The organism is Kribbella sp. NPDC055071 (genome assembly GCF_053608045.1).
In genome coordinates, this window is record NZ_JBSGUS010000010.1 from 94,182 (window position 1) to 111,811 (window position 17,630).

Sequence of the window (17,630 nt, forward strand, 5' to 3'; positions counted from 1 at the left end):
CGCAGCAGATCGGGTCCTGATGCCACGATTCACCGAGTTAGAGACGTACGACGTCCGCTTCCCCACGTCGCTGGACCTGGACGGCTCCGACGCGATGAACACCGACCCGGACTACTCCGCCGCGTACCTGATCCTGCGCACCGACGCGGGTGACGGGCTCGAGGGCCACGGGTTCGCGTTCACGATCGGCCGGGGCAACGAGGTCGAGACCGCGGCGATCGAGGCACTGCGCCACCACGTCATCGGACTCGACCTGGACGCGACTCTCAACGACCTCGGTGGGTTCTGGAAGACGCTCGTCCACGACTCGCAGCTGCGCTGGCTCGGCCCGGAGAAGGGCGTCATGCACATGGCGATCGGCGCGGTCGTCAACGCCGTATGGGACCTCGCCGCCAAGCGCGCCGGCGTACCGCTGTGGAAGCTGCTGTCCGACCTCACTCCCGAGCAGATCGTCGACCTCGTCGACTTCCGGTACCTGACCGACGCCCTCACTCGGGACGAGGCCCTCGAGATCCTCCGCGCCGCCAAGCCCGGACGGGCCGAGCGGGAGGAGGCGCTGCGCGGGCGTGGTTACCCGGCGTACACGACGACGCCCGGCTGGCTCGGGTACGACGACGCCAAGCTCGTGCGCCTGTGTCACGAGGCGGTGGCGGAGGGGTTCACCCAGATCAAGCTCAAGGTCGGCGCCAATCTCGACGACGACATCCGCCGGATGCGGCTGGCCCGCGCGGCGGTCGGCCCGGACATCCGGATCGCGATCGACGCCAACCAGCGCTGGGACGTGGCCGACGCGATCACCTGGATCGAGGCCCTGAAGCCGTACGACGTCTGGTGGGTCGAGGAACCGACGAGCCCGGACGACATCCTCGGGCACGCGGCCATCGCCCGCGCGATCGCACCGATCCAGGTGGCGACCGGTGAGCACGTGCAGAACCGGGTGATCTTCAAGCAGATGCTGCAAGCCGGTTCGCTGGCGGTCCTGCAGCTCGACTCGGCCCGGGTCGCCGGGGTGAACGAGAACATCGCGATCCTGTTGCTGGCCGCGAAGTTCGGCGTACCGGTGTGCCCGCACGCGGGCGGAGTCGGGCTGTGCGAGCTGGTGCAGCACCTGTCGATGTTCGACTATGTCGCGGTGAGTGGTTCGATCGAGAACCGGGTCATCGAGTACGTCGACCACCTGCACGAGCACTTCCTCGACCCGGTCGTGATCCGGGACGGGCAGTACGTCGCGCCGGTGCGACCCGGGTTCGGCGCCGAGATGGACGCCGAGACGCTGACCGACTTCCGGTACCCGACTGGCAAGATGTGGACAGACCTCATGAAGGAGAGTGGCAAGTGACCGATTTCGCCGGTCTGCGCGCGGTTGTCACCGGCGGCGCGCAGGGCATCGGGCTCGCCACCGCCGCACTGCTCGCCGCCCGCGGCGCGCAGGTGGTGGTGTTCGACCTCAAGCCCGACGTCCCTGCACCGCTGGCCGGGATCGCCGCGGATGTCACGGACGACAGCTCGGTCCGCGACGCCGTGTCGGCGGCCGCGCTGCAGCTGGGCGGGATCGACATCGTGGTGAACAACGCCGGCATCGGCGCGCAGGGCACGGTCGCGGCGAACGACGACGAAGAGTGGCACCGCGTCCTCGATGTCAACGTGGTCGGGATCGCGCGCGTGACCCGGGCCGCGCTGCCGTACCTGCGGAAGTCGTCGGCTGCGGCGATCGTCAACACCTGCTCGATCGCGGCCACTGCCGGGCTCCCGAACCGAGCGTTGTACTCGGCAAGCAAAGGCGCCGTACTCGCGTTGACGATGGCAATGGCGGCCGATCACGTCCGTGAGGGGATCCGCGTCAACTGCGTCAACCCCGGTACGGCGGACACCCCCTGGGTCGGCCGGTTGCTCGACGTCGCGGACGACCCGGCCGCGGAACGCGCCGCCCTGGAAGCACGCCAGCCCATGGGCCGCCTGGTGTCGGCCGATGAGGTCGCCCACGCGATCGCGTACCTGGCGAGTCCGTTGTCCGCCTCAACGACCGGTACGGCGATTGCCGTCGACGGTGGAATGCAGAACCTGCGCCTGCCGGCTCCGCGCTCATGAAGCTCTTCCCGGACGACCAGCGGATCGGGCTCGGTGGTGCGCCGCTGGGGAGTTTGCTCGGCGAGGTGACCGATGCCGAGGCCGTGGCGACCGTGAATGCGGCCTGGGACGTGGGGTGGCGGTACTTCGACACCGCGCCGCATTACGGGCTCGGGTTGGCCGAGGAGCGGCTCGGAGCCGGGTTGCAGGGTAAGCCGCGGGACGAGTTCGTGCTGTCGAGCAAGGTCGGGCGCATCATCTACACCGCTGATACCGCGGCTGTTGACGACGAGGGGTTTGCCGTGAACACGCGGCGGCGTCGGCGGTGGGACTTCTCGCGGGACGGCGTACTGCGGAGCATCGAGGACTCGCTGCGGCGGATCGGTACCGACCGGCTCGACGTCGTCTTCGTGCACGACCCGGACGATCATTTCGAGGAGGCGGTCGCGACGGCGTTCCCGACTCTGGTCGAGCTGCGGGACCAGGGTGTGATCGGCGCGATCGGCTCCGGCATGAACCAGACCGCGATGCTGACCCGCTTCGTCCGCGAGGTCGACCTGGACGTCATCATGCTGGCCGGCCGCTACTCGCTGATCGACCCGGACGGCCTCGACGACGTTCTCCCGGCCTGCCTCGAGAACGACGTCCAGGTAGTTGCCGTCGGCATCTTCAACTCCGGCCTCCTCTCCCAACCGCGACCCGCCCCCGGCACCACCTTCAACTACGAGCCGGCCGCAGCAGCCCTACTGGACAAGGCAAACCAGCTCGCCGACGTCTGCGAGTCCCACCACACCACCCTCCCCGCGGCGGCCCTGGCCTTCCCACTCGCCCACCCCGCAGTAGCCGGCCTAGCCGTAGGCTGCCGCACCCCCGCCGAAGTCCACACCAACGCCACCCTCGCCCACACCAAGATCCCCCAAGCCCTCTGGTCCGACCTAAAATCCACCGGCCTACTCCGCCAAGACGCACCTACTCCGTAGGCGAGGGAAGAGGCGCGCCGCCTCACACCCCACAGCAGGTTGGCGCAGCGCCTCCACCGTCCACCGAGATGCTGCGCCCCCTCCCATCCCGCGCCGAAGGCGCGGTTAGTTCTTGGTTGTTCTTGAGGCGAGGTGTAGGGCGAGGCGTTCGTCGGGGTTGGTGAGGTCTACGGCTAGTAGGTGTTGGATTTTGGTGATGCGGGCGGCGGCGGTGTTGCGGTGGATGCCTAGGACTGCCGCGGTTTCGGCGAGGGACGACTCGGTGTCGAGGTAGACGGCCAGCGTGGTGACGAGGTCGCCGGGCTGGCCTTCGATGGGTGCGAGCAGGGCACGGGCGGCTGGCTGGAAGGTGTCGGTGCGGGTCCACGCGAGCAGGAGCTGCGCGAGCCCCAACCGATCGACGTGCAGGAACCGCCCGGTTTCGGCGCGCCCCCGAGCCAGACCGGCCGCATCACCAGCCTCCGCCAGCGACGACGCGATCCCGCTCGGACCAACGGCGACCCGGCCGACCCCGACGTACGCATCGACTGTCTGCGCGAGCCGGCGCTGGACCCGCCGGATTGCTGCCGCCTGCTGCTGGACCTGCGGTGCCGTCGGTTCGCTCGCCGCGGTGATCCACGCCGACCACCCATCCCCGTGCTCGACGACGACCGCCTGCAAACCCTCGGCATCGAAGGCCTCGACCACATCCTCTTGCCGACCAGCTACATCGACCTGCCCGTCCGCGCCGATCCGGATCCCCGTGTGCCAGCCGTCCAACTGCCATCCGAGATCCACCGCCCGCCGCCGGGTCGCCTCCGACGGTTCGCCATGCAGCAGCTCGCCGAGTAGCGACGTACGCTGCCGCGCGTCCCGCTCGAGCTCCAGCCGCCGCAACGCCAACCGCTCCCCCACCGCAGGCGCCACGACTGTCAGCACAGCCGGTACGGCGTCCACCTCGGCCGGGACCACGCCAGCCAACCGGGCCACCAACCAACGCACCGGCCCGACCCCAAGCACAGCAACGGCCAGCAGCACTCCACCGCTGGGCAGATCCACCCGGTACGGCGCCGCCCAGCCGATCGGCACCGCAGGCAGCGCACCGACCAGCGCGGCGCGTTCGTCGGCCCCCAACGGCTCACCCGCCAACGTCCCACCATCAGACCCCGCCAACGTCACCGGCCGACCCAGTACGGCGCCCGCCGTACGCAGCACCGAACTCAGATCCGAGTCCGTACGCCGCAACGCAGTCACCGCCCGCAACACCAGCTCAGCCCGTACGACGTCAGCCTGGGCCACCACGTGGTTCAGATACTCGTGCGCAGCCAACGGATCCGGACTCCCCAGCACCGGCAAACCCAAGCGCTCAGCCAGCAACTGCGCCCCACGCCCCAACGGCTCCACACCAGTGAGCAGCAAGGCGGACGCACCGGCCGCCGAGGCCCTGCTGATCAACGCATCGATCCGCCAGTCGGTGTGATCCTCGGCGAGCAGGACGACGAGCAGCCTGCCCTCCATCGCCGGCGGATGCGCACTGACCTCCATCAACACCCGCGAGCCTCTCAACACCGGCCCGGGCTCCAGCCCGCCACCCAGGACGACAACCTCGCGCCACCCCGGCGAGCTCAACAGCGCCCCTAGAGTCGGCGCACCACCGGTCGTCATGAGCCGATGATGTCACCGCCCACCCCCTCGGTCAGAGCGGTGACAGGGCGCGGATGGGGTCGAGGTCGTAACCGAAGTAGCGGGGGCCGACCAAAAGGATGCCTTCCGGGGTGTGCCAGCGTTCGTCGGCAGGGGCCGTGAGGACGCTGACGCGGTGGCCGTAGCGGAGGGCCTCGGTGGTGATGGGCTCGCCGGACTCGGTGTCGAGGACGATGATCAGGTCGGGCGTGGTCGCGACCGCGGTCCCGTCCACCTCCGCGACCAGATGCTCGTTCTGGAACCGCAGCACCAGCACCCGGCCGAGCGATGCATCCAGCCCGTCGATGGTCGCGTCGCCGCGGGCGAAGCCGGTCGTCGTACGGCGCTGTACGTCGACAACCTTGCCGACATGCAGCAACCGCCCACCGAGCGCGTCGACCACGGCCGTCACCGGATCGGCATGCTCCTGCCGCGCAGCCTCGATCGCCCGACCGACCGCCAGACACTTGCTCAGAGTCCCTCGCACCAGCGACTCACGAGCCTCGGCGCCCGTCATCGCGTACAGCGAGATGATCGCCGAGCACCCCATGTCGACGGTCGCGGACCGGGCCAGCCGCTCGGCCCACGGGTTGTCGATCGTGTCGAAGACCCCGCGATTACCCTTCTCGTCGACGATCGACATCGGAGTCGCCTGGATACCGGCCAACGTCGGCAGCACCATCTGCAACTCCGGAAAGGCTCGACCCATCCCGTCGCCGTCCACCAGCGGCAACCCGAGCTGGGCGGCAGCGATGAGCGGGACCATCGAGTTCACGCCACCCGCCTCGATGCAGGCGACGTGGGTCGGCGTCTTCCCGACGTACCGGGCCAGGGTTTGCGCCGCGACCGCGATCTGATCTGACGACGGGAGCTTCTCCACCATCACCGTCGGCGCGCCCATCATCGCCACCGGCAGCACACACGCGTCGTCCGGAAGGTCGTCGACGGCAACCAGCTCGACCGGCCCGTACTCCCGGACGGCCTGCTGCGCGAGCAGCCGCCCGATGTGCGGATCCCCGCCGCCACCGGTCCCGAGTACGGCGGCACCGCGCGCCATCGCCGGCAACTCCGCGGCCGTGAGCGTCACCCCGGCCGTCATGACTGCCCCAGCCGCAGGTCGCCGACAGCCTTGCAGCGAATCCTGGTCGCATTGCCCGGCAGATAAGGAATAGGCACTTCGTCGAAGTCGACGATCCGCACCTGCCCCGGATCGGCGCCCGCCGCGACCGCCCGATCGACCGCTTCCTGCCTGGCCTCGTCGATCACCGCGTCGCGCCGACCGGGATCGATCGCGTAGACGCGGTCCACCTCGCCGCCGACCTGGGCGATTGCGGCACCGATCGCGTTCGCGACCGCGAAATGATCGGGCCGATGCACCGCGAGGCTGCCCGGCAAGTCGTCCGGCAACAGGATCGATCCGCCGCCGACCGCCACCACCGGGAGCGGGTCGGGTGACGTTCGCATCCGCTCGACCGCGTCCGCGACATCGGCGGCGACCCGCGCCAGCGCGGCCTTCACCAGGACGGGGTCCAGGTCGGCGACCGCGTCGGCCGCGCCGATCGACGCCCAGCCGGCGGCAACCGCGATATCGGTCGCGGTCACCGTCGTACCGCCGAAGACCAAGGCCTCCTCGGTCAGCCGGTAGCCGACCGACCGCGGCCCGACCGTCACCACGTCGTTGCCCTCAGCCACCAAACTGCCGCCGCCGATGCCGATGCTGAGGACGTCGGGCATCCGGAAGTTGGTCCGGACACCGGCGACGTCGATCTCCGTGGTCGCTTCCCGCGGGAAGCCGTTGGTGAGGACGCCGACGTCGGTCGTCGTACCGCCGACATCGACGACCGCGCAGGTATCGAGACCGGACAACAAGGCTGCACCTCGCATCGAGTTGGTCGGGCCGGACGCGAACGTCGCGACCGGGTAGCGGCGGGCGAAGTCGACGTCCATCAGGGTGCCGTCGTTCTGGCTCAGGTAGAGCGGGGCGGTGATCCCGTGGCCCGCGACCGCGCCGGCCAGACCGTCGACGATGCTCGCGGCCAGCTCGCGCAGGGCTGCGTTGATGATGGTCGCGTTCTCCCGTTCGAGCAGGCCGATCCGGCCGATCTCGTGCGACAGCGAGATCGCCACCTCGTCGCCGAACTCGGACCGCAGGATCTCGGCCGCCCGCAGCTCGAACTCGTTGCTCACCGGCGAGAAGACCGACGAGATCGCGACCGACCGGATGCCGTGCCCGATCATGTCGGCGGCGTGCCGGCGCAGCTCGTCCTCGTCCAGCTCGGCGATGTGCCGCCCGTCGAACTCGTGCCCGCCGTGGGCCAGGTAGCTGCGCCCGCTGATCGCCTCGACGAGCCGCTCCGGCCAGTCGACCAGCGGCGGCAGCGACGCGGTGGCCGGCAGTCCGAGCCGGAGCGCCGCCGTCGGGGCCAGGCGGCTGGCTTCGACCAGGGCGTTGATGAAGTGCGTCGTACCGATCATCACCGCCTGGACCTGCGCCGGGTCGAAGGATCGCTCGGCCTGCAGCCGGGCCAGGGTGTCGACGATGCCCGCGGTGACATCCGCGCTGGTGGCCGACTTGTTCGCCGCCAGCACGGTCGTCCCGTCGAGCAGCACGGCGTCGGTGTTCGTACCACCGACATCGATGCCGATACGCATACAGTTCTCCCTCGAGTCAGCTGGTGGCCGGTACGGCGGCGATGCCGCTGGGTGCACTGTCCATGGTGCGGCTTGTCCCGATGCCGCGGATCAGGCCGAGCTTGCCGGCCACGACGTACGCCGCGAATCCGACCACGAGCGAGTTGATACTCGGCAGGCCGATCGTGACGTACTTGCCGATCAGCGCGGCGCCGACCCAGATCACCAGCGTGGCCGGGACCCAGGTCGGCGCGGTCGGTGGCAAGGTGCCTTCGGCCCGGGTGCGGTCCAGGTCGGGGCGCCAGCGCTTGATCACGAAGTACTCGGCGACCATGATCCCCGCGATCGGCGGGAACGCGACGCCGAGCACGATCAGGAAGTCGGTGAACCGGTCCAGGATGCCGCCGGCCGCGAGCACGCTGCCGAGCAGGCCGACCACGAGCGTGACGACGGCCCGGTTGACGCGCCTGCCGAAGACGGTGCCGATGAAGTTCACCACGCCGAGGCCGGAGCTGTAGAGGTTCCAGTCGTTGATCTTGATCGTGCCCAGGATGATCACCAGCGTGCCGACCCAGCCGACCGAGGAGGTGACGATCGTGATCACGTTGGCCGATCCGACCGCGTGCGCCAGCAGTACGCCGACCAGGCCGATCACGTACTCGCCCAGGGTGATGCCGAGCACGGTCTGCTTGACCACGTCCCCGACTGTCCGGTTGAAGCGGGTCATGTCCGGGGTGATCACGGCACCGACGATGAATCCGCCGGCGACGAGCGTCGTACCCTGCAACAGACTCAGCTGGGGACCTGGCGGCGCGGAGTCGATCAACCCGCCGAGGCTGTGGTCGGAGAGCTCACTGATGATCGACCAGCCGACCAGGACCAGGAACGCCGGCACCGTCACGTACGCGACCCAGGCCATCGAGTGGAAGCCGCGAAGCACGACCAACGTCACCGCGAGACCGAAGACAAGCGACCAGCCCCACGTCGGGAGTACGCCGATCAACTGGCTCAGACCGGCCGCGGACACCGCCGACTGGATCCCGAACCAGCCGATCAGGCTGATCCCGATCGCCAGCCCGATCAGCGACGATCCCGCCTGACCGAACCCGGTCCACCGCGCGATCACCGATGTCTGCAAACCTTCCCGCGCGCCGATGACGCCGATCAGGATCGCGACCAGCTCGAGGATCACCGCGCCGAGCGTGAGCGCCCAGAACGCCGTCCAGAAACTCATCCCGAACCCGAGCGTCGCGCCGAGCAGGAACTGGCTCAGCGCCGACATCTGACCGAAGCGCTGGGTCGCGACCGACCACCACGAGTACCGCGCGCTCTCCGGGACCCGGGCGAGCGCATAATCGTCCGTACCAACTGCTGAACCGGCCATGAGGGCCTCCAGTTCTGGGTTTCAGCGAACGTACGACGGTCGCAAGCTCGATTCACCGTCTACGTTGCACACCGAACCCATCCGAACTGTGCACTCAGCCCAGGTCCACCCAGTTGACGCGGAGGCCGTCGCGGTGCCCGAGCTGTTCGATCCGGTCGCCGACTCTCCTGCTCATGGCACTGAGGTGGGTGGGGTCGTCGGCCTGGACGCGCAGCACCAGGGAGTCCTGGGTTGCGCGCAGGGTCCAGGTCGCCCCGCCCAGATCGATCAGGAGCTCGTCCGGGGTGCTGGACAGAACGGTCATTCCGCCGGGTTGGTGGGTGAAGTGACGCGCTAGCTGAGAGACGTAACGGGCCGCTCGGGTGGTTCGGACGTGCGCTTCGACGGTCGGCATCACACAGCTCCTTTTTTCAAGACAGAGTGTCTCGCAAACAGACAGACTGTCAAGGTAAAGTGCTGCTGTGCCGAAGTTGTGGGAAGGAAGCATTGCGTCGCACCGTGCGGCGGTGCAGACGGCTGTGCTTGACGCCGCGGCTGCGCTGGTAGCTGAGCGAGGTCTGACGGGCGTGAGCATGTCGGAGGTCGCGAAGCGGACGGGGCTCGGACGGGCGACGCTCTACAAGTACTTCCCAGACGTCGATTCGATCCTGGTCGCATGGCACCAGCGGCAGGTGGGCGAGCATCTGCGGCAGTTGGCCGACACCTGGGAGCGGACCGCCAGCCTGGAAACCGTGCTGGGGGCCTACGCCCTCATCTGCTACGAGCACCCGAGCTCAGACGCAGCCGCCTCGCTGCACCGCGGTCAGCACGTCGCCCACGCACAAGCGCATCTGATCGACTTCATCGCACAGCTCCTGGTCGACGTGCGCGACGACGTCCCGCCGAAGGAGCTTGCGGCGTACTGCATTCATGCTCTGACCGCGGCGAGCGCCGCACCGTCGAAGGCGGCGGTGCGGCGCCTGGTCGCCATGACCATGGCTGGGATTACTGCTCGGCCGGATTGAGGTTCAGGCGGCGGAGGAGTTGGGCGTTGAGGGCCACGACGATGGTGGAGATGGACATCAGGATCGCACCGACGGCCGGAGAGACGAGGATGCCGGCGAAGGCCAGGACTCCTGCGGCCAGCGGGACTGTGATGACGTTGTAGCCGGTGGCCCAGGCCAGGTTCTGCCACATCTTGCGGTAGCTGGCGCGGGACAGGGTGATCACCGAGACGACAGCGCGGGGATCGTTGGCGGCCAGGACTACGCCGGCGGACTCGATGGCGACGTCGGTGCCGGCGCCGATCGCGATGCCCACCTCGGCTCTGGCCAGGGCCGGCGCGTCGTTCACGCCGTCGCCGACCATGGCGACCTTGAGGCCACGGGCCTGCAGTTCGGCGACCTTCGCATCCTTGTCCTGCGGAAGCACCTCGGCGAAAACCTCGTCGATGCCGAGCTGCGCAGCGACCGCATCGGCGACCTGATGCGCGTCACCGGTGATCATCGCGACCTTTACGCCGCGCCGATGCAACGCATCCACAGCCTGCTTGGACTCCGCGCGCACCTCATCCTCCAACGCGATCGCCCCGACCACCTGACGGTCCCGAACCACATGCAGTACGGCGGCCCCGCGCGACTTCCAGGACTCGACCTCCGACTCCAGCTCGGCAGGCTCGGGTACGTCGTACTCCCGCAACAGCGCCGGCCCGCCGACAGCAACCGGCGAACCATCCACCACGGCCTGTACGCCGCGACCGGTCAGCGACCGGAATTCCGTCGCGACCGGACCACGCGCGTGACCGGCAGGCACTCGCTCTTGATGCGCCCTGACGATCGCTCGGGCCAGGGGGTGTTCACTATCGGACTCGACCGCCGCGGCCAGGTCGAGCAACTCCTCTGTGCTCACAGAGCCGACCGTGGCGACTCCGGTGACAGCCGGCTCGCCCTTCGTCAGAGTGCCGGTCTTGTCGAACAGGACCACGTCGATCGTGCGCATCCGCTCGAGCGCGAGCCGGTCCTTCACCAGGACGCCGGCCTTGGCGGCACGCTCCGTGGAGATCGCGATCACCAGCGGAATGGCCAGGCCGAGCGCATGCGGGCAGGCGATCACCAGCACGGTCACCGTCCGCGTCACCGCGTCATCGAGGTGTCCGAGCAGCGTCCAGACCACGAATGTGATCAGCCCGGCGATCGACGCGAAGTAGAAGAGGAAGGCCGCCGCCCGGTCGGCCAGCGCCTGGGCGCGGGACGACGACGCCTGCGCTTCGGCAACGAGCCGCTGGATCCCGGCCAACGCGGTGTCGTCGCCGACGGCGGTGACCTGCACTCGCAGAGCGTTGTCGGTGGCAACGGTCCCCGCGACCACCGAGGCACCGACGGACCGCGAGACCGGCCGCGACTCACCGGTGATCATCGACTCGTCGACCTCGGCCTCGCCCTCGACCACGGTCCCGTCCGCAGGCACCCGCCCACCCGAACGAACCAGTACGACGTCGCCCGCGCGCAACTCGTGCAGCGGCACCTCGACCACACCGTCGTCGGTCACCTTCTCGGCCGAGTCAGGCAGCAGCGCGGCCAACGCGTCGAGCGCACCGGACGCGGCGCCGAGCGCGCGCATCTCCAGCCAGTGTCCGAGCAGCATGATCACGATCAGCAGCGCGAGCTCCCACCAGAAGTCCAGGTCGAAGCCGCCGATCCCGAGCGTGGTCACCCAGGACGCGACGAAGGCGACCGTGATCGCCATCGAGATCAGCAGCATCATCCCGGGACGACGGGACTTCAGCTCAGCCCAACCACCGGTCAGGAACGGTTGCCCGCCGTACCCGAAGATGACCGTGCCGAGGACCGGCGCGATCAGCCCCGCGCCCGGGAAGTCCGGCCGCGTGTACCCGAGCAGGTCGGCGAACATCGCACTGAAGAACACGACCGGCACCGCCAGCACCAGACTGATCCAGAACCGGTCCTTGAACTGCGCCGCGTGATCCCCGTGCCCACCATGACCCTCGTGCCCGCCATGACCCTCATGACCGGCGTGCATGTCCTGCATCTCGTGGTCGTGCTGCTCGTCCATACCCCTGAGAGTACCCCCCAGGGGTATGGACGCCTAGGACCCGCCCCTAGAGCGGCTCGATCTCCGTCAGCGTCTCGGGGGTCAGTTCGACCCACCGCGTGATGCCGATCTCCCGCAGGAACGGGACGTCGTGGCTGGCGATGAGCAGCGAACCGTTGTACGAGGCAAGCGCATCCCGCAGCTGACCCACACTCGACAGGTCGAGATTGTTGGTCGGCTCGTCGAGCATCAGCAACTGCGGTGGCGGCTCGGCCAACAACAAGGCTGCCAACGTGGCCCGGAACCGCTCCCCGCCCGACAGCGTGCTGACCAACTGATCCGCCGTACGCCCCCGGAACAGGAACCGGGCCAACCGCGACCGCCGCTCCTGGTTCTCCGTGCTCGGAGCCAGCAACGCCAGGTTGTCGACGATCGACAGGTCGTCCCGCAGCAAGTCCAGCCGCTGCGGCAGATAGCGGAACGGCACCAAGGGCAGCTCGCCGTCCGTGATCGCCTGCAGCAGCGTCGTCTTGCCCGCGCCGTTCGGCCCGGTCAACGCGATCCGCTCCACCCCGCGAACCTCCAGGTCGACATGCGCGCCGGTCCGCAGCACGTAGTCCTCCAGCCGCAGAACGACGCGACTCGCGGGTACGGCGGTCTTCGGCAGGTCCACCCGGATCGTCTCGTCCTCGTGGACCTTCGCCTCCGCGTCGGACAGCGCATCCTGCGCGGACTCCAGCCGGTCGGAGTGCATGCCGATGTGCTTCGCCGCTGACACCTGGGAAGAGCGCTTGAGGTTGCCGGCCACGATCTTCGGGATGCCACCCTTCTCGAAGGCACGCTGGCCGCGGGCCTGCCGCTGGTCGGTCTTCATCCGGGCCTCGATCAGGTCCTTCTTCTGCTTGCGGAGGTCCGATTCGGCCGCTCGCACCATCCGCTCGGCCGCCTCCTGCTCGACCCGGACGGCCTCCTCGTAGGCGGTCAGGTTCCCGCCGTACCAGGTGACTTCGCCCTTGCGCAGGTCGCCGATCTGATCGACCCGGTCCAACAGCTCACGGTCATGGCTGACGATCACCAGGGCACCACGGAACTGGTCGACAGCGTCGTACAGCTGCCGCCGTGCCCGCAGGTCGAGGTTGTTGGTCGGCTCATCGAGCAGCAGTACGTCGGGACGCCGCAACAGCTCCGCGGCGAGCCCCAGCAGAATCGTCTCGCCGCCGGACAGCTCACCGACGTTGCGATCGAGCCCGATCGCGCCGAGACCGAGCTTGCCGAGCAGGGCCTCGGCCCGTTCGTCGACATCCCAGTCGTCGCCGACGATGGCGAAGTTCTGCTCCGAGGCGTCACCGGACTCGATCGCGGTGATGGCACGGCGGACCGCCTCGATGCCGAGGGCCTGATCGACCCGCAGGCGGGTGTCGAGCGTCAGGTCCTGCGGCAGGTACCCGAGCTCGCCGTTGACGCGGATCGTCCCGCGCTGCGGGTTGAGCCGGCCGGCGATGAGCCGGAGCAGCGTCGACTTGCCGGCACCGTTGCGGCCGACGAGCCCGGACCGCACGGGGCCGGCGACAAAGGTGAGCCCGTCGAACAGGACGTCGCCGTCCGGCCAGGCGAAAAAGAGGTCGGTACAGGACAGGGAAATACTCATATGCGTCACTCCAGACGAGGTCTCGGACGAGACCGCACACCAGACCGGTGGCGATCAACGGCAGAAAGAAGACCTCGGAGCTACAACGCAGACCCCTGACCTCGGGAATGGGACGCCGACAAGCTTACGACTCCGAGCACGCAGCGCTCAACCACATTTTCTGAAGCTTGCGTCCGGCAACGATCAGGAGGCCTTCCGGAGCCAGGTCTCGACCCCGGCGATGTGGGCGGTCATCCAGGCCCGGGCCGCCTCGGCGTCGCCGGCCTCGATCGCGTCCAGGATCGCGCCGTGCTCGGCCAGCGTCCGCTCGACCGCGCCGGCCTGGGTGACACCGCGCCAGATCCGGGCCCGCTGGGTGGCGCCGGAGATCCCGTCGAGCAACGAGCAGACGACCTGGTTCCCGGTCGCCTCGGCGATCGACCGGTGGAACCGCAGATCGTTCGCGACCAGGTCCTCGACCTCCGCGTCCGGCGTCAGGTCGCTGGTCAGCAGTCGCAGCTCGGTCAACTGCTCCTTGCTGATCCGGACCGCGGCCAGCGCCGCGACCCCGGGCTCGAGCAGCCGACGGACCTCGAAAAACTGCAGCACCGAATCGTCGCGATGCAGATCGACCATGAAGTTCAGCGCATCGAGCAGATGCGCCGAGTCGAGACTGGTGACGTAGGTGCCGTCGCCGTGCTTCACATCCAGCACGTTCACCAGCGTCAGCGCCTTGACCGCCTCGCGCAGCGAGTTCCGCGACAGGCCGAGCCGCGCCGCGAGATCCGACTCCTTCGGCAGCCGATCCCCCGGCCCCAGTTCCCCCGAGGTGATCATTCCCTTGATCTTGACGATCGCCTCGTCCGTCAACGCCATCCAGCCAGTATGCAGCCGTCAGCGCGGCGCTAGCATCCGGGCATGAGTACGACGCCGGGGTATTCGGGCAAACCGTTGGCCGCGAAGCTCGGAATCAAGGCGGAGCACGTCGTGCTGTTGGACAACGCGCCGGCCGGGTTCGAGATCGAGGGCCTGCCGGAGGGTACGACGGTGGTCCGGCGGGCCGGGCGTTCGTCGTACGACGTGATCCTGGCGTTCTGCCCGGATCGGGCCCGGCTGATCAAGCGCCTGCCGCTTCTGCTGCCGAAGACGACGACCGCCGGGATGATCTGGATCGCGTGGCCGAAGCGCTCGTCCGGCGTGGCGAGCGACCTGAACGACAACGGGATCCGCGAGGTCGCCCTTCCGCTTGGCGTCGTCGACACGAAGGTCTGCGCGATCGACTCCACCTGGTCCGGCCTCAAGCTGGTTCGCTTCCTGAGCAACCGCTGAAATTTCCCGGTCTGAAGGGTTTCTCAAGACTTTCGCCGAGACTCGCGGGTGCAGTACTTCACGACTCGAGGGGGACAGTCATGAGGAAGTCACGCTGGACGATCGGTCTTGCCGTCGTCGCAGCCCTGATCGGATCCGCCGTCGCCACACCACCCGCGACCGCCCAATCCACCGGCAGCACCGCCGCAGCCGCCTACCCGAACCCGTTGCCCGACTTCAGCCATCCCGACCACCCGCACGCGCCGCTGTTCAAGAAGCATCAGGTGCCGCCGCTGCTGGTCGTCTACGGCACCTTCAACGACCTGACCAATCTGAGTGAGGCCGACACCGCGGCGAAGTTCTTCCCGATCTTCACCTTCGGCAACGTCGCCGACTACTACCTGCAGACCGGCCTCGGCGTCGTGGCACCGGTCACCGAGACGTACGGCGACCATGACAACGGAATCGTCATGGTCGATCTCGGCCCGTCGTCCAGCCTGAACGGCCAGGACGTGACGGTCCGGCGCCGCAAGATGATGGAGCTGGCCGATCCCTTCGTCGACTTCGCTCGGTACGACGCGAACAACGACGGCACGATCGACAGCTCCGAACTCGCCGTCATCACGTTGGTGACCTCGCCGACCGCCGACTACTCGTGCGGGCAGACCGCGAGTGTCGCGGCCGGCGGCAAGCTCGACGGCAAGACGATCGGGTTCCGCACCGCGGACGGCGGATCGCTGACCAACAACCTCACCTTCGCGCACGAGCTGACCCACCAGCAGTTCGACATGGAGGACCACTACGGCTTCGGCGTCGGCGCCTGGGACATCGCAGGGCCGACCTGCACCGGGAGCACGCAGGTCTGGCAGGAGCCGAACGCCTGGCACAAGCTGCACATCGGCGGCTCGTCGCCGACGATCGTCACCAAGGACCGCTACATCACCCTGCTGCCGGACACGGTCGCGCCGTACCAGTCCTATCTGCTCTACGACCCGGCGCGCGGGACCGACGACTACTTCATGCTCGAGGCCCGCAAGCCCAAGACCGGCACGTACGAGCAGAACATCCCCGACGAGGGCCTGGTGGTCTGGCGGATCGACGAACGGCACGTCCGAAACAGCCCGGAGAACCTGCGCGGCGTCGAAGTGATCCGGCCCGACGGCACCCGGACCGTCGGCTGTCTCGACGACGACGTGGACGGGAAGATCGACGAGGATCCGGCCGACGGCATCGACAACGACGGTGACGGCAAGATCGACGAGGACACCAAGCACGACTGGTGTGGCGGCGGCAGCGACACCGACGCGTGGGACCCGACCGACTGGCGGACCCCGCAACGTGAGATGACCGCTCCGTGGGCCGACGGCACCCCGGCAGGCGTCGCCGTACGGGCGATCGGCCACAACTTCGCCGACCCGCAGCAGATCCAGGCGTACGTCGACGTACCCGGCCCCGGGATTCTGGTCGACGCCGCCGGAACGACCGGCGACACGCCGCACCCGCGCCTGGTCGCGGGCGGAACCGTCGACCTCTCGTTCGCGGTGATGAACACCGGCGAAGCGACCGACACGTTCGACTTCACCGAGGTGGTGCCGTCCGGCTGGACCGCGACGACGCAGCGGATGACGCTGGCCGCCGGTGAGCGGTCCACCGCCAAGATCACCGTGACGGTCGGCAAGGACGAGGCGGCCGGCGCTCAGCACACGTTGTTCGCTCGTGGCCGCAGTACGACGGACTCCTCGGTGCAGACCGACTACGGGTTCCAGGCCGACGTCAGCCGGCCGACCGCGGTTGCCTACACCGGTGACACGACGGTCGACCAGTCCGACACCGCGCACCTGTCAGCACGGGTCACGGACGCATTGACCGGCGAACCGCTGGCTGGTCAACGCGTGTCGTTCAGCCACGACGGCCACGGGACGGGCACGACCACCGGCGCCGATGGCGTCGCGGCCGTGACATGGCCGCCCGAACTCCCACCGGGTTCGTACGACTTCACTGCACTCAACAAGGGCGGTACCCACTACGTCGGGAGCTCGACCGGCTTCACTCTCACCGTCGGTCCGGAGAAGGCGACGCTCGCCATCACGAGTCCACCGATGTACGCCGATGACACGCCGACTCCGATGACGGTCCGTGTCACCCAGCAGGACGACGGCGAACCCGGCGACCTCACCAAGGCAGTGGTCAAGGTGACGGCACAGAACAGCCTCACCGGCGAGACCCGGACCTACTCCGCGAACGCCACCGCGGACGGCCTCGCCACCTTGCCGGTCGACGTGCCGTCGGGCACCTGGACGGCAACGGCCGAGCTGACCGGGGCGTACTTCGCGGGTCCCGCCGTACAGACCGAATTGGTTGTCTTCGACCCGGACGGCCAGCTGACCGGGGCCGCGGTCGGTCCGGACAGCGCTGGTACGACGGCAGCCCTGACAGTGTCGGCCCGGTACCTCAACCAGGCGCCGTTCGGCTCGGTCGCGCTGACCGCCGGCAGCCGGGTCTTCACCGGTACGACGCTGCGCTGGCTGGCCGTCTCGGGTACGTCGGCCGCCTTCGAGTACACCGGACGACTCGGCACCCAACCCGCGACCCTGCGGGGCACGGTCCGGCACACGGCCAACACGCCCGACCACTTCACCGCGACCATCACCACGGCGGCCGGTACCTACACCACCGGCGACGTCACCACCCGCGTCAGCACCTTCCTGATCCGGACCAAGTAACCGACTAGACCAGCAAAGTCCAATCATGCCCAACTGGACTGATCCTTAGCGTGACGTTGACCACATAGCTGCGCGAACCTGATCATCACCACGCGCGAGTGGACAACTGCATACAGTTGGCATCCACGCTCAAACGACCTACTGAGCGTCACCGCGACGGGCTCCGGAATCCCACCTCTGTAAGGGGTCCCGGAGTCCGTCGTTCGATCCGCCCCGCA

The 17,630-nt window shown here is 68.6% G+C and carries 14 protein-coding genes; 6 read left to right on the forward strand and 8 right to left on the reverse strand.

Going from position 1 to position 17,630, the window contains the following annotated elements; genetic code table 11:
- Positions 1-19: 19 nt before the first annotated feature.
- Genes ACWF4Z_RS18315 through ACWF4Z_RS18325 form a run of 3 tightly spaced genes read left to right on the forward strand, consistent with a single transcriptional unit; the run spans position 20 to position 3,047 of the window.
- Positions 20-1,339, forward strand: coding sequence for an L-fuconate dehydratase (locus ACWF4Z_RS18315; protein WP_452244250.1), 1,320 nt, complete (start codon positions 20-22; stop codon positions 1,337-1,339).
- Positions 1,336-2,088: an SDR family NAD(P)-dependent oxidoreductase gene (locus tag ACWF4Z_RS18320; protein WP_452244251.1), complete on the forward strand. Its 753-nt coding sequence runs from the start codon at positions 1,336-1,338 to the stop codon at positions 2,086-2,088. Before ACWF4Z_RS18315 ends, ACWF4Z_RS18320 begins: the two co-directional genes overlap by 4 nt.
- A complete protein-coding gene (locus ACWF4Z_RS18325; protein ID WP_452244252.1) occupies positions 2,085-3,047 on the forward strand; it encodes an aldo/keto reductase in 963 nt (320 codons plus the stop codon). The genes ACWF4Z_RS18320 and ACWF4Z_RS18325 overlap by 4 nt, the downstream gene beginning before the upstream one ends.
- Positions 3,048-3,152: 105 nt before the next feature.
- Here the strand turns inward: ACWF4Z_RS18325 and ACWF4Z_RS18330 are convergent, their stop codons facing one another.
- From ACWF4Z_RS18330 to ACWF4Z_RS18350, 5 genes are all read right to left on the reverse strand, one after another.
- Entirely contained in the window at positions 3,153-4,691 is a 1,539-nt protein-coding gene (locus ACWF4Z_RS18330) for a PucR family transcriptional regulator (protein WP_452244253.1), read from the reverse strand.
- A gap of 31 nt (positions 4,692-4,722) precedes the next feature.
- Positions 4,723-5,808, reverse strand: a complete 1,086-nt coding sequence (locus ACWF4Z_RS18335) for a DUF917 domain-containing protein (RefSeq protein ID WP_452244254.1) — start codon at positions 5,806-5,808, stop codon at positions 4,723-4,725.
- Entirely contained in the window at positions 5,805-7,361 is a 1,557-nt protein-coding gene (locus tag ACWF4Z_RS18340) for a hydantoinase/oxoprolinase N-terminal domain-containing protein (RefSeq protein WP_452244255.1), read from the reverse strand. The genes ACWF4Z_RS18335 and ACWF4Z_RS18340 overlap by 4 nt, the downstream gene beginning before the upstream one ends.
- Before the next feature lie 16 nt (positions 7,362-7,377).
- Entirely contained in the window at positions 7,378-8,724 is a 1,347-nt protein-coding gene (locus ACWF4Z_RS18345; RefSeq protein ID WP_452244256.1) for a purine-cytosine permease family protein, read from the reverse strand.
- A 94-nt stretch (positions 8,725-8,818) separates the two neighbouring features.
- On the reverse strand, positions 8,819-9,118 hold the full coding sequence (locus ACWF4Z_RS18350) for a DUF2218 domain-containing protein (RefSeq protein ID WP_452244257.1): 300 nt from the start codon (positions 9,116-9,118) through the stop codon (positions 8,819-8,821).
- Between the two features lie 112 nt (positions 9,119-9,230).
- Between ACWF4Z_RS18350 and ACWF4Z_RS18355 the strand changes: the two genes are divergently transcribed.
- Positions 9,231-9,728, forward strand: a complete 498-nt coding sequence (locus ACWF4Z_RS18355; protein ID WP_452244258.1) for a TetR/AcrR family transcriptional regulator — start codon at positions 9,231-9,233, stop codon at positions 9,726-9,728.
- Here the strand turns inward: ACWF4Z_RS18355 and ACWF4Z_RS18360 are convergent.
- The 3 genes from ACWF4Z_RS18360 to ACWF4Z_RS18370 all read right to left on the reverse strand — a co-directional run bounded on the left by ACWF4Z_RS18360 (position 9,709) and on the right by ACWF4Z_RS18370 (position 14,257).
- Positions 9,709-11,775 carry a heavy metal translocating P-type ATPase gene (locus ACWF4Z_RS18360; RefSeq protein WP_452244259.1) on the reverse strand — a complete coding sequence of 689 codons (2,067 nt, stop codon included), beginning with the start codon at positions 11,773-11,775 and terminating at the stop codon, positions 9,709-9,711. The genes ACWF4Z_RS18355 and ACWF4Z_RS18360 overlap by 20 nt on opposite strands.
- A 46-nt stretch (positions 11,776-11,821) precedes the next feature.
- Positions 11,822-13,402 carry an ABC-F family ATP-binding cassette domain-containing protein gene (locus ACWF4Z_RS18365; protein WP_452244260.1) on the reverse strand — a complete coding sequence of 527 codons (1,581 nt, stop codon included), beginning with the start codon at positions 13,400-13,402 and terminating at the stop codon, positions 11,822-11,824.
- Positions 13,403-13,585: 183 nt separating this feature from the next.
- A complete protein-coding gene (locus ACWF4Z_RS18370; RefSeq protein WP_452244261.1) occupies positions 13,586-14,257 on the reverse strand; it encodes a FadR/GntR family transcriptional regulator in 672 nt (223 codons plus the stop codon).
- 42 nt (positions 14,258-14,299) lie between these two features.
- On the opposite strand from ACWF4Z_RS18370, the gene ACWF4Z_RS18375 reads away from it, so the two are divergent.
- A complete protein-coding gene (locus ACWF4Z_RS18375; protein WP_452244262.1) occupies positions 14,300-14,710 on the forward strand; it encodes a DUF3052 domain-containing protein in 411 nt (136 codons plus the stop codon).
- A gap of 80 nt (positions 14,711-14,790) precedes the next feature.
- Complete coding sequence (locus ACWF4Z_RS18380; RefSeq protein ID WP_452244263.1) at positions 14,791-17,412, forward strand: COG1470 family protein; 2,622 nt, start codon at positions 14,791-14,793, stop codon at positions 17,410-17,412.
- The last annotated feature ends 218 nt before the right edge of the window (positions 17,413-17,630 follow it).